Here is a 13,064-nt window from a genome sequence, read left to right as displayed (position 1 = left end):
TTGTGGGCACTGCTGCGCGACCAACGCGAGTTCACCCACGGCAACCCGGCCCCGGTTGCTGCTGCGGCTTGACATGGTCATTGAGAGTCCTCCGGAAGAGATCTGGGAACGGCGGAGACGCCGGGCCGAGCCGATGGTCAGATGTAGCGGCCGACGCCACCGCCGACGTCGATGCTGGTGCCGGTGGTGTAGCCGCTCAGTGGCGAGAGCAGGGTGACGATAGGGAACGCGACCTCGTCCGCGGTGCCGAAGCGGCCCAGCGCGATACCGCGATCGGCGGCGATCTCCGCGCTCCACGCTTCGTAGTCGAGTGTGGTCCCCGAGGTTTCGAAGCGGCGGCGCCACTGGCCGGTGTCGACGAGACCGAGCAGTACCGAGTTCACCCGGGTGCCGTCCGGGGCGAGTTCCTCGGCCATGGAGTGGGTGAGGTTGAGCAGCGCGGCCCGCGCGGCCGAGGTGACGGCCAGGCGCGGTTCCGGCTGGCGGGACAGGATCGCGTTGACGTTGACGACGGCACCGCAGTCCGCGGCGGCCAGCGCACTGCGGGCCGCACGCACCAGATTCCAGGAGCCGAAGATCTTCAGGTCGAATTCCGCGCGAATCTGCTCGTCGGTGGTCTCCGCCAGCGGCGCCATCAGGGAGCGGCCAGCATTGCACACCAGCCCGTCGATACCGCCGGAACGGTCCGCGACGGAGCCGATGAAGGCCTCGACCTCGGCGCGGTCGGTGACATCGCAGGCAGCGAGGTGCACCGCAGCGGGATCGATACCGCCGACCGAATCGATCGCGACGCGCAACCGGTCCAGATCGCGGGCGCAGGCGGCGATCCGGGCGCCCTCGGCCAGAAGCATCCGGGTCGTGGCGAGTCCCACCCCGGAGCTCGCGCCGGTGACGACCACGGTGCGGCCGGTGAGTTGCAGATCCATCGAGAGGTCGGTCTCCTTGTGCGGGGAAGGTTTCGGAAAGCTGGGCGTGACGGTCAGGTCATGACGAATCCGCCGTCGACCACCAAGGTCTGGCCGGTCAGGTAGCTCGCCGCGTCCGAGAGCAGGAACTGCACCGTGCCCGCGACATCGTCGGGCGTCTGTTCGCGGTCCAGTACCTGGTTGTCGGCGTAGAGGCGGTACCGCGAGGCCGGCACCGTGGCCGTCGCCTCCACCCGAGTCAACCCAGGCGCGACGGCGTTGACCCGCAGTCCGTACGGGCCTCCGTCGCGCGCCATCGTGCGGGTCATCGCCATGACTGCGCCCTTGGAGCCGACATAGTGCACCAGGCGCGGCGAGCCGTACAGGGCGGTATCGGAGGCGATGTTCACGATGGCGCCGTTGCCTCCCCGCGCCAACTGGGCGAAGAGATGCTTGCTCACCAGCCAGGTCCCGAACGCGTTGACGGTCATCACCTTCTGGAAGAACTTCTCATCGAGTTCCCAGAAGGCATCACCGCCTACACCGTCCGCGAGTGCGGCATTGTTGACCAGCGCGTCCGCGCCACCCAGGTCCGCTACTCGGCTCGCGAGGGCGACCACCGAATCGCGGTCGGCGATATCGGTGACCACCGAGGTGACGTCGTATCCCTTGTCCCGCAGTGTCTTCTCGGCACCTTCGGCAAGTTCGGCGCGCATCTCCGCGATGACGATCCGGTCGCCCGCGGCGGCCAGCCGCTCGGCGATCGCGAAACCCAAACCGCGGCCCGCCCCGGTGACAACGATCAGTCTGCTCATTCGTCCAGTTCCTTCCAGAACCGCAGGATGTGCGCGGCCATATCGACCGGCTTCTCCTGCACTGCCGCGTGTCCGGCGCCCAAAATCAGCCCGAAGCGTGCCCCGGGAATGGCGTCGGCCAGCAGTCGAGATTCGTCGACGCCGGTGACGATGTCGTCCGCTCCGACCAGCACCAGAGTGGGTGCCGCCAGGGTGGCCAGGCTCGGCCCGGTATCGGTGCCGGCCATGTACTCGGCGGCGGCGGTGTAACCGGGCAGCCGGACCCGTGCCATATCGGATTCCACCGCGCGCGCGATCTCGTCGCCGCAGGCGGGCGAGACCAGTCGTGGTGCGCGGGCCGCCGCGAACACCGGGCCGCCGAGTTCGCGCAGCTCACCGATTCGTGCCCGCATCGCCTGCGCCCGCTCCGGGTTCACACCCGAGCCGCGGGTACTGTCAGCCAGGACGACCGAACGGACCGACGTGGGATGCGCGGCGGCGACCGCGGTCGCGATCACCCCGCCCCACGACGTGCCTATCAGATGTACCGGCCCGCCACCGAGTTCGGCGATCAGTTCCGCCACCACCAGCGCGTGGTCGTAGCCTCCGGTGGATCCGTCCGCACTCGGTGTGGGATCGGCCGACCGTCCGTATCCCGGCGCGTCCCAGCAGTACGTGCGGTAGCCGTGCGCGCTCAGCACCTCGGCCAGCGCACCGCAGGCCGCAGCGCTTCCGCCGATACCGTGCAGGAGCAGCACCGGATCGCCCGCCCCGCGGCCCTCGAGCGAGATCCCCCGCGCCGAAACCCATCGGGTCGCCCCGGCCGGCGTGGCCGTGCGGGTCACGGCTGCACCCACCGCATCACGGTCCCCCGTAGAAGTAGTCGTCGATACCCGCGGTAACCAGGTGGCGATGCCCGAGATCGGGTTCGCCGGCCATTGCCGTGCGGACCGTAGTCGTCGGCGGGCCCGCCGTCCCCCACTGATCGGAGAGTTCGGGGGTACGCTTCCAGGTCCGGCACAGCCACCGGTCCTCGTCGACCTGGGCCACCTCGGAGGTGTACTCGCACACCAGCCCCGCCGGATCGGTGAAGTACGAGAAGGTGTTGTCACCAGGACCGTGCCGGCCGGGACCCCACTGCGGGACGATGCCGCTGCGCTTGAGGCTGCCGAGTCCGCGCATGAAATGATCGAGACTCTCCATCTCGTAGGCCACATGATTGATCGACGGGAAATCGGCCTGGTTGAGCGCGATGACGTGATGGTCGGAATTACAGCGCAGGAAGGTCATCTGGTGTTCGGACCAGTCCGAGATCCGCATACCCAGCACCTGGGTGTAGAAATCGACGGTGCGATCGATATCGCTGGTGTTGAGCACGATATGCGCGAGTTTGCGGGGAATCGCCCGACGGCCGGCCGGTTCCTGTGCCGAGACCGCGAACGTATCGGCGGACAGCTCCAGGCAGCGGCCCTCCGGGTCGACGAGTTGTAGACCGTAACCGCCACCCGCGTCGTCGAGCGGGCCGGGTTCACGCAGGAGCGGGATGCCCAGTTTCTGGAGCGCGTGGGCCGCCTCGTCGATCTCGCGCGGAGTCGCTAGCGCGAACGAGATCCGGTCCAGCGCATTGCCGGTGCCGGCACGCAGCTGCAGCACATGATGCTCGCTGCCCGTGGCGCGCAGCCAGAAGGTGTCACCGTCTTCGTCGATGGTGCTCAGCCCCCAGGCCTCGTGATAGAAATCGCGCGAGCGGGCCGGATCGGGCACCGTGACCGATACCGACCGCAAGGCGCGCAGAGCACAGACCGGTGTTCCGGGGAATTGCATGATCGACCTTTCTGTCGAGGGTGGCCGGTTACAGGTCGAGGACGAGTTCGGCGGAGCGGCAGCGGGAAACGCAGACGAACATGGTGCCGCAGGAATGCTGTTCCTCGGGTGAGAGCAGGAAGTCGCGATGCTCGACGTCGCCCTTGAGGACGCCGACCTCACAGGTTCCGCAGATACCTTCGGTGCACGAGCTCTCCACCGGCACACCGGCGTTCTGCAGTGCGCTCAGAACCGAGACATCCGGCGGGACCGGGATTCGGCGCCCGCTGCCGGCGAGGATCACGTCGAATGCCGTGTCCTCCCTTGTGGTGACCGGTTCGGGTGCCTTGAATCGCTCGATACGCAACTGCCCGGGGTCCGGGAGCGCGTCCCGGCACGCGGACATCAACGACTCTGGGCCACAACAGTAGGCGACGGCGTCGGCGTCGATATTCCCGAGCAGCCCGGCGAGATCGGGGTATCGGCCCGCTGCCGCGTCGTCGGCGTGGATCGTCACGCGGTCGGCGGGCAGGGAGTCGATCTCGTCGAGGAACGCCATCGTCGACCGGGATCGTCCAGTGTAGAGCAGCGTCCAATTCGCGCCCGCGCGGTGCAGGTCGCGCACCATCGAGAGGATCGGAGTGATACCGATCCCGCCCGCGACCAGTATGTGGCGGGCCGCGGTGTCGAGCGCGAAATTCTGGCGGGGCCCCTCGACCTCGACGAGCCCGCCGACCGGCAGAAGGTCGTGGATATGGGTGCTGCCGCCCCGCGAATCCGGTGTGCGCAGCACCGCCACCGTCCAGCGCGACCGGTCCGAGGGGTCCGAGCAGAGCGAATACTCCCGGACGAGCCCGTTCGGCAGATGTAGCGCGAGATGCGCGCCGGGTTCCCAGGCAGGCAAATCCGTGCCGGCCGGATCGACGAACGTCAGGCTGATGACACCGTCGGCTTCCCAGGTCTTCTGCTGGACGCGCAGCGCCCGCCTCGTCGGCTCGTCCATCGTGCTCTCCTCGTCCGTCTTCCGGTGCTCGAGTCAGCGTGTTACGCCGTGCATTTCGGAGCTGGGCGGGTAGGTGGGCAGCTGCGGCTTGGGGGTGCCGATGATGACGCAGAACAGCGCATCGGCATCGGAGACATTCGCGAGACTGCGCGGCACCCCGGCAGGTACGCGGATCAGATCGCGGTAGCCGAGGGTGCGGACCGCCTTCTTCGTCCCGTCCTCGACATCGTGGACGGCGACCTCGATCTCGCCTTCGAGAACGTAGAAGACCTCTTCGACGTCGTGATGGGTGTGCTCGGGACCGACCGCACCGGCGGGCAGGCGCATATTGGAGAAGGTGAAGTGATCGGCCTTGATGATGTTGTTGTCGGTGTCGTGGTTACCGGTGGCGCCCGAGCCGATATAGCGGATCTGGGCTCGCTTGAACCGGTCGCCCCCCTTGGCCGCCTGGAACCCGAGCGTGTCCCAGTCCTCGTAACGGGTCCCGGCGGCGGCGATGCAGGAATCGATCAGAGCGTCGAGATCGACGCCGGTCTTTTCGGTGCTGGACATGATGTGTGCCTTCCTCTGAGGTGATTCGTGGGACCGGGTGCGTTACCCGCGGTGGGCGATGGCCTCGATCTCGACCGTCGCGCCGTAGGGCAGCGCGGCGACCTCGACGAACGACCGCGCCGGGCGCGGTTCGGCGAACACCGCCTCGTAGTGCCGGTTCGCTTCGTCGCGCAGGGCGACGTCGGTGACGAAATAGGTGGTCTTCACGACGTTCTCCAGCGTCATATCGATGGTCGAGAGCCGCTCGCTCAGCCGCGCCATCGCGGCTTCGAGAGCTTCCCGGCGGCCGGGGACCGCGACCCCGTCTTCATCGACCGACAGTGCGCCGGAGACGAATCCGAAGCCGGCGATACCGAAGGCCGGACTGTAGGGATGAGCGCTCATGGTGCTCCCTTCTCACAGACCTGCCCAGGGCAGCGGCTGCCCGGACACGTCGAGGTAGATGCTCTTCTGGTTCATGTAGGACCGGATTCCGTCGCGGCCCTTCTCGGTACCGATCCCGCTGTCCTTCAGCCCACTGAAGGGAGTCGAGATACTGAACTGCTTGTAGGTGTTGATCCACACCGTTCCGGCCTGGACGGCGCGGGCCGTCCGCCAGGCGCGCCGATAGTCCGAGGTCCAGATCCCGCAGGCCAGACCGAACACCGTGTCGTCGGCCTGGGCGACCACGTTGGTTTCGTCCTCGAACGGGAGCACGACGGCGACGGGTCCGAAGATCTCCTCCTGGCAGATCGTCGCGCTGTTCGAGACGCCGGTGACCACGGTAGGCAGGTAGTAGGCGCCCGCGGCGAGGGCGGGATCGGCGGGGACGGAGCCGCCGCACAGCACGGTCGCTCCCGCCCGCACCGCGTCGTCGACCATCGCCGCGACCCCGTCGCGGTGCTCGTGGGAGATCATGGGCGCCACCTGGGTGCGCGGATCGGTACCCGGTCCCACCCGCAGTGCCGCGGTCTCCGCGACGAGCCGGTCGACGAATTCGTCGTACACCGCGCGCTGGACGAAGACTCGGGAACCGGCGACACAGCTCTGGCCCGACGAGGAGAAGATGCCGTACAGGACCCCGGCGAGCGCTTGGTCGAGATCGGCGTCGGCGAAGACGATGGTGGGCGACTTCCCGCCGAGTTCGAGCGTGATCGGCATCAGCTTCTCCGCGGCGATACGTGCCAGCGAGCGACCGGTCCCGGTGCCACCGGTGAACGAGATCTTGCCGATGCTTGGATGGCGAGCGAGTGCGTCGCCGACGATCCGGCCCGGACCGGGGAGCACCGACAACAGGCCCGGCGGCAGACCTGCCTCCTCTGCCACCCGGGCCAGCAACAGGGTCACCCACGGTGCCCATACGGGCGGTTTGGTGACGACCGCGTTACCCGCGGCGAGGGCGGGGGCGATCTTCTGCGCGTCCGAGGCGATCGGTGAGTTCCATGGGGTGATGGCGCCGACGACGCCCATCGGTTCGTGTGTCGCGAAGGTGAGGAACGGACCCCGCCGGGGAGTGATCGTCTCCTCCATCGTCTCGAGCGCCGACGCCATGAACCGGAAGGTGCCCGCCGCACTGCGCGCGAGTGCGGCGGTCTCGGCCAGCGTCTTTCCGGTATCGATGGTTTGCAGGGCGGCAATACGGTCGGTGTTGGCCTCGATCGCGGTACCGATCCGGTACAGGACGGCCGCGCGCTCATGCGGTAGCAGTTCGGCCCAGCCGGAACTCGCGACGGCCCGCAGGCCGCCGTCGACGGCCAGGTCGACATCATGCGCAACGGCGCCGTGCAGGCGGGCGAAGACCTGGCCGGTGGCCGGATCGACCGATTCGATGACCTTGCCAGAGCCGCGCGCCCATTGGCCGGCCACGAAGATCTCGTCGGTCGTGTCGGGGACCGCTCCGGACACCGGCGAACGGTCGAGGTCCGCGGAGTCGGCGGGCGCGGCCGGGACTTCCGGCCCGAAGGCGGAGATCTCGCGCGCCGCCTGCGTCGAACGAGATCTCATGCTGCTCTGTAAGTCCATCGGAGTCTTCATCCGTTCCCTCTGTCGCAGCACTTGTCCGGGGCAGTCGCAGCTCCGAAACCCTCCTGGAAAAGAGTCTGAGCTAAAAGATACTTTGCGTCAAGATGTCTGCGTGTATTTGTTGTACCGAACCCGGTCCAGGCCTCTTCCGGACACTCGACGCGATGTCGAGCGGGCTGATCAGGCGATGAGATTCGGGGAGCCGGTCAGATGCGCCAGCGTCCGCAGGATCGAGTACGGTACCACCGCGCTGGTGCGCGGATTGTCCGCGCTCGGCAGATTCTCGATCTTGATCGAGTACCTGCCGATCGGGCCCGAGGCCTCTATCTCATGACAGGTGAGCTCCGCGTCCGGATCGGCGTACAACTCGACCGACACCGTCTCCCAGTCACTCACCGCGAAACTCACCGCGGCAGCCACATTGAGCGACTTCGGGAAAAGCCGCGCCGCCTCGGCGGAACTGCCCGTGAAAACGCGCAACCGTGTCGCCGTGGTGCCGATCCGGTGCCGCTCCGCCGCGTCCATCCACGGCTGCACCAGTGAACCCGGCGATTTCGTCGACCGGACGAGCACCCGGTCGAACGGCGCCGCGTCGCGTGCGGCGGCGAGCAGATCGAGACCGCCGACGGCACCGTGCGTACACACGACCCGGCCCAGCCGACCACCCGAGATCCGCTGCGCGAAAGCGGGATCCGACAGCGCTCCCACCGATGACACCAGTAGGTCACACCCGGCGTCGACCACTTGCAGGCCGACCTCCCGGACCGCCTCCTGCGATGCGCATTCGACCACTACATCTGCGATCTCGAGTGCCTCCGCGAGCGAGAGCGCGGGCGCCGGGAGACCCTCGACAAGAGACCGATTGACGATCCCGACCAGCTCGGCGCCAGGTACATCACCGCGGAGAAGCCGGTCGGCCACGACCGCGCCGATACTGCCGTAACCGAGCACGCACACCCGCACCCGATCCCGGCCCCCGAGCACCGCGGTGGCCGGGCGCGTGCCGTTGTACCCCGAACTCATCGTGCCCCCTTGTAATGAGTTGTATGCGGCCGACGAGTACCGCAGCGTAGGCAGAAGTTTCGCATCATCGAGCCTCCGTGAACGGTTACATGCGATCGCTGGAGGACGGAGGGCAGGCGAAGATATCGACTCATCGCACCACCTCCGCTCCACCCGCGGCGATCGCCTCGTAGACCCGTTGTGGAGACAGCGGGAGTTCGGTGAGCTGTACGCCCACCGCGTCCGCAACGGCCTGGGCGATGGCACTGGCGACAGGCAGCATCCCGCCCTCCCCCATACCCTTGCTGCCGAACGGTCCCGCGCCGTGGCCCTGCTCCTGCGTAATCGAGAGGAACCGCTCGGGAATGTCCTCGGCGAGCGGCACCCGGTAGAGCAGCGCCTCGGCGTTGAGCAGTTCACCATCCGGGTCGTACCGGAGTTCCTCGAACAACGCCTGTCCCAGTCCGAATACCGCAGCCCCTTCGTCCTGACCGCGGCACCCGATCTTGTTGATCACCTTGCCTGCGTCACCGCTGACTACCAGTTGCAGCACGGTGATCCGGCCCGTCTCGGGGTCGACCTCCACTTCGGCGGCTGCCCAGCCGATCTCCCAGAACACACACGGCGCCTCGAGCGGCGCGTGGTGATCGTTACGCGCCTTGTAGAAACCGTCGGCGGAGAATTCGAATCCGGTGTTACCGAAGACTTCCATGATCATCGGGAACAGGTCGTGCACCGCACCGCCCGGGGTACGCACCTGCCAGTCCACGAGCTCGAGCCCGGCGGGATCGACCGCGAGTTGCGTACCGGCCCAGTCGAGTACCTCGGCCCGAAGCTTCTCGGCCGCCGTCCGCACCGCCTGCCCCATCACCGCCACTCCCGAGGACGCGTTGGTGCCCTGATCGAACGGGGTATTGTCGGTGTCGATTCGCGCGTAGGCCACTCGGGCGGGATCGCAGCGCAGCACCTCGGCGACCAGTTGCGCCATCGCGGAGTGCCCACCCTGCCCCATCTCAGTGAGCGCGCAGTTGAGCAGGACATCACCCCGCGTGGTGACCTTGACCCGTGCCATCGCCGGTTTGTTGACACCGCCGCCGTCCTTGACACCCACCGACACACCCATCCCTCGGTTCCCGGTGCGGACACGCCCGTGGTAACCAATCGCGTCCGCCACCACCCGCATCCCCGCGACCAAGTCCGAGTCGATACCGGACTCACCCGGAACGAACTCTTCACCGAGTGCCTTGAGGTTGCGAACCCGCAGCTCGTACGGATCCAGTCCGAGGCGATCGGCGATCAGATCCACCTGCCGCTCACTGGCCCACGTGGCCTGGGTGCCGCCGAATCCACGGTAGGCCCCGGCCGGGACGGTATTGGTGGTGACGACCTTGCACACCGAATCGATATGCTGCCAACGATAGGCGCCGGGCATCCGGTAACCGGCCTTCTCCGCGACGGCGGGGCTGTGCTCAGCGTAGGCACCGCCGTTGAGCAGCACCGTCGACTGCCGTGCCACGAACGTACCGTCGGCCCGCACACCCGATTTCACGATGAGCGTCGCCGCGTGCTGTGAGACCGTGAGGAACACCTCCTCGGTGGTCATACAGAACCGGACCGGTCGCCCACCGCTGAGCTGGGAGAGCCGGATCGCGACCGGGTCGGCCTTGGGCCCGTTCTTCGCGCCGAAACCGCCACCGAGCAACGGGACGTGGACGCAGATCCGGTTCTCCGGCAGCCCGAAAACACGCGCCAGCTCCTTGCGCAGGTTGAACGGCGACTGCGTCGAGGTCCATACCTCGATCTCGTCGGCGCTCGCCTCGGCGACGGTCACGAACGGTTCGAGATGCATATGGTTCATCCGCGAGAACTCGAAGGTGTCCTCGAAGATGTGGTCACATGTCTCCCAGACGTCGGGCGAGCCGGTGCGGTACCGGAACTCGTAGCTCACGTTCGGTCCGCTGCGCAACGACGCCGATGCGCCCCGACCGTACTTCGGGATCAGCCCGAACGGCTCGTCCGGATGAATGACCGGCGCCGCTTCCGTGAGCGCCTCGGCGACGGTGAACACCGCTGGCAGCACCTCATACTCGACCCGGATCAGGTCCAGTGCCGCGAGCGCGGTGCGCTCGTCCACGGCGGCGACCGCGGCCACCACGTCACCGACGTATCGGACGACGCCGGTCGCGACCACCGGCTGGTCCTTGACCATCGTCCCGTAGCATTGCAAGCCGTCGATCTCGTCCTGGGTCACGATCGCGCTGACACCGGGCAGGGCCCGTGCGGCCGCGGTGTCGATGGAAACGATGTGGGCGTGCGCGTGCGGGCTGCGCAGTACCTTCGCGTGCAGCATGCCCGGGCGCACGATATCGGCCCCGTATATGGCCCGTCCGGTCACCTTCGCCGTCGCGTCCGCGCGCGGGCCGTCCCGGCCGACCACTCGATGGTGCCGTGATGCCGTGGGCAACTGGTGGATCCGGTATCCGCTTACCGTTTCCCCGTCATCGACCGGGTGGGTGCGCGCCTCGACCAGCGGGCCGGAGGCCGTCGACCGATCCGATATCGCCGTCATTCGCCATCTCCATCCTGCGCGGCCGTAAATTCCGCCGCGCGTTCGACGGATTCCATGATCATTTCGTAGCCAGTGCAGCGGCAGGTGTTCGAACTGATCCATTCGCGAATGGTGTCGCGGTCCGGCCGGGGTTCCCGGCGCAGCAGGCCGGTCGTCAACATCAGCATGCCGGAGGTGCAGAAACCACACTGATAACCACCGCATTCCGCAAACGCACGCTGCTGGGGCGAGAGCGTCCCGTCCGCGGCCGCCAACCCCTCGACGGTCTCCACGTCGGCGCCGTCGACCGCGAACGCGAACGTCGAGCAAGAGGCCACCGGCACATCGTCGACGAGCACCGTGCAGGCTCCGCAGACACCGCGTTCACACGAACGCCGCACCCCCCGACAGCCGAAGTCGTCGCGCAACACATCGAGCAGAACCGCGCTGGAATCGATTCTGCAGTTCTGCTTCTCACCGTTCAGGCTGAACTCTATCGAGGTGTCAAGCGTGCTCGGCGGGGCTGCCGCACCGGCCGGTCTCGTCTCGGCATCGGGATCACACATGCGGTCGGTCCTCACGCTTGGGGTTGGCAGTGGCTGCCTCATGGAGCAGCCTGCGGGTCAGCACGGTGACGAGGTGCCTCCGGTACTCGGCGGACCCGGTGTAATCGGCGATATCGTCGGGGAGTTGCGCAGCGAGGGCTGCGGCGGCCGGCGCCGAGTCGATTTCGGCCACCGACGTGGCCCCGGTATCGACGCGCAACGAGATACCGCGGCGGTACTCCGACCCCGCAGTGGCGCAGACGGACAGGGTGGCGTCGGTACTCCGCCGGATGGCGAGCGCGACCGTCGTGGTGGGGCGCATTGAACGCTCGTACCCGAACCACACCAGATCCGCAGTGGCCACCTCGATACCGGTGAGCAGCGCGGCGGTGTCGTCGGTCCACAGATCGCCGGGCGCGAGAGTTCGGCCGTCCGAGATCGACAGCCGGGCCTCGAGCGCACCCAGTAGCAACGGCATCTCGTAGCGATGGCGCCGCGCCATCAGATTCCCTCCGACCGTGCCGGTGTACCGGATCCGCACGGTGGCGATCCGCGACCACGCCGCCGCGAGACCGGGAATCGCCGCGGCCACGGTCGCACTGGTGGCGCCCTCATGATGGGTGACCATCGGACCCAGGTGCAGGACACCACCGTGGTGCGTGATCGCCTTCAGGCCCGCGACCTTCCGCAACGACACCAGCGCCGCGGGCGCACAGCCCTCCCGAATCCTGGCGACGAGATCACTACACCCGGCACCGATCACCGCCTCCGGGTCGGCGGCGAGCACGGCCTTCACCTCAGCAACCGATTCGGGGCGGTACAGCCGGAAGGGCGCGAGAGCCGATTGACTCTGCGCGACGATTCCGGAGCCGTCGATTGTGGCCCGCATCAGTATGCCTTGCCCACAAGCGAATCGCGCGTGTCGTCGACTGCCACGCCCTCACCACCAAGCAGCCTCGTCACATGCGAACGGATCTCGACGAATCGCGAGTCCGTCTTGGTGGTGATGTGGTCGCGCGGCCGCGGCAGGTCGACCTCGATCGTCTCGGCCAGGATGCTCGGCGGCTTCGACACGACGATGATGTGCTCGGCCAGGTAGACGCTCTCGTCGATGTCGTGGGTGACGATCAGGACGGTGATCCCCAGCCGCGCCTGGATCGTCAGGAGCAGATCCTCGAGTTCGGCGCGGGTCTGGGCGTCGACCGAGGCGTACGGCTCGTCCATGAGCAGCAACTTCGGGTGGCTGGCCAATGCCAAAGCGATGGCGACGCGCTGCTGCATACCACCCGACATCTGCCAGGGGCAGAGCTTCTCCTTACCCGACAGACCGACCGCGTCGATGGCCTCCTGCACGCGGACAGCGTGCTCCCCCCGCAGCAGCTGCTGGAGCGGGAAGGCGATGTTCTTGTCCATCCGCATCCACGGGAACAGTGAGCGCGCGTAGTCCTGGAACACCATGGCCAGGCCGTCGGGCACACCGGATACCTGCCGCCCGTCGAAACTGGCCGCACCGGTCGTCGGTACATCGAGTCCGCTGATGATCCGCAGCGGCGTCGACTTGCCGCAGCCGGAGGGCCCGGCGATCACGCTGACCTTCCCGGCCGGGGCGGCAGCGGTGATATCACGAACGGCCAGGTTGGTTCCGTAGGACTTCGAGATGCCGGTGAGGACCAGCTCCGCGAACGTGATCGTCGCATCTGTACTAGTCATTTTGCTGAGTCACTCCTCGGTGCCAGGCCAACGCCCTCCGTTCGACGAACACGAAAATGAAATCGAGTACAAGGGAGCCGCGGGTACGCGCGGCCGAGGCGAGCGCGGGAGACTGCGGACCCGGCCGTACGGTCGGCGCGGCGAGTCCCGAGTCGGCGGTCGATGCGACCGTCACGGGCCAGCCCCTTCCTCCATGCGAAC

General features: G+C 67.5%; 13 protein-coding genes. All 13 read right to left on the bottom strand.

What is annotated here, in order from left to right:
* Positions 1-137: 137 nt before the first annotated feature.
* The 13 genes from ACWEH3_RS32325 to ACWEH3_RS32265 all read right to left on the bottom strand — a co-directional run bounded on the left by ACWEH3_RS32325 (position 138) and on the right by ACWEH3_RS32265 (position 12,863).
* Complete coding sequence (locus tag ACWEH3_RS32325; RefSeq protein WP_450024442.1) at positions 138-926, bottom strand: SDR family oxidoreductase; 789 nt, start codon at positions 924-926, stop codon at positions 138-140.
* 53 nt (positions 927-979) lie between these two features.
* Entirely contained in the window at positions 980-1,720 is a 741-nt protein-coding gene (locus ACWEH3_RS32320; protein WP_450024444.1) for an SDR family oxidoreductase, read from the bottom strand.
* Positions 1,717-2,556, bottom strand: coding sequence for an alpha/beta fold hydrolase (locus ACWEH3_RS32315; RefSeq protein ID WP_450024446.1), 840 nt, complete (start codon positions 2,554-2,556; stop codon positions 1,717-1,719). The genes ACWEH3_RS32320 and ACWEH3_RS32315 overlap by 4 nt, the downstream gene beginning before the upstream one ends.
* 4 nt (positions 2,557-2,560) lie before the next feature.
* Positions 2,561-3,523: a VOC family protein gene (locus ACWEH3_RS32310; protein WP_450024448.1), complete on the bottom strand. Its 963-nt coding sequence runs from the start codon at positions 3,521-3,523 to the stop codon at positions 2,561-2,563.
* Between the two features lie 28 nt (positions 3,524-3,551).
* Positions 3,552-4,505 (bottom strand): PDR/VanB family oxidoreductase, encoded by a 954-nt coding sequence (locus ACWEH3_RS32305; protein ID WP_450024450.1) that lies wholly within the window; start codon positions 4,503-4,505, stop codon positions 3,552-3,554.
* A gap of 33 nt (positions 4,506-4,538) precedes the next feature.
* Positions 4,539-5,057: a cupin domain-containing protein gene (locus ACWEH3_RS32300; protein WP_450024452.1), complete on the bottom strand. Its 519-nt coding sequence runs from the start codon at positions 5,055-5,057 to the stop codon at positions 4,539-4,541.
* 42 nt (positions 5,058-5,099) lie between these two features.
* Complete coding sequence (locus tag ACWEH3_RS32295; RefSeq protein WP_450024454.1) at positions 5,100-5,441, bottom strand: RidA family protein; 342 nt, start codon at positions 5,439-5,441, stop codon at positions 5,100-5,102.
* Between the two features lie 12 nt (positions 5,442-5,453).
* Entirely contained in the window at positions 5,454-7,040 is a 1,587-nt protein-coding gene (locus ACWEH3_RS32290; RefSeq protein ID WP_450024456.1) for an aldehyde dehydrogenase, read from the bottom strand.
* A gap of 198 nt (positions 7,041-7,238) precedes the next feature.
* On the bottom strand, positions 7,239-8,081 hold the full coding sequence (locus ACWEH3_RS32285) for an aspartate dehydrogenase domain-containing protein (RefSeq protein WP_450024458.1): 843 nt from the start codon (positions 8,079-8,081) through the stop codon (positions 7,239-7,241).
* Between the two features lie 130 nt (positions 8,082-8,211).
* A complete protein-coding gene (locus ACWEH3_RS32280; protein WP_450024460.1) occupies positions 8,212-10,629 on the bottom strand; it encodes a xanthine dehydrogenase family protein molybdopterin-binding subunit in 2,418 nt (805 codons plus the stop codon).
* Positions 10,626-11,189 (bottom strand): (2Fe-2S)-binding protein, encoded by a 564-nt coding sequence (locus ACWEH3_RS32275; RefSeq protein ID WP_450024462.1) that lies wholly within the window; start codon positions 11,187-11,189, stop codon positions 10,626-10,628. Before ACWEH3_RS32275 ends, ACWEH3_RS32280 begins: the two co-directional genes overlap by 4 nt.
* Positions 11,167-12,042 carry an FAD binding domain-containing protein gene (locus tag ACWEH3_RS32270; protein ID WP_450024464.1) on the bottom strand — a complete coding sequence of 292 codons (876 nt, stop codon included), beginning with the start codon at positions 12,040-12,042 and terminating at the stop codon, positions 11,167-11,169. The genes ACWEH3_RS32275 and ACWEH3_RS32270 overlap by 23 nt, the downstream gene beginning before the upstream one ends.
* Positions 12,042-12,863 carry an ABC transporter ATP-binding protein gene (locus ACWEH3_RS32265; RefSeq protein WP_450024466.1) on the bottom strand — a complete coding sequence of 274 codons (822 nt, stop codon included), beginning with the start codon at positions 12,861-12,863 and terminating at the stop codon, positions 12,042-12,044. The genes ACWEH3_RS32270 and ACWEH3_RS32265 overlap by 1 nt, the downstream gene beginning before the upstream one ends.
* Positions 12,864-13,064: the final 201 nt, after the last annotated feature.

This window comes from Nocardia sp. NPDC004718 (assembly GCF_053601535.1).
Note: the sequence above shows the minus strand (reverse complement) of the source record. Positions and strands in the feature narration are given on the sequence as shown.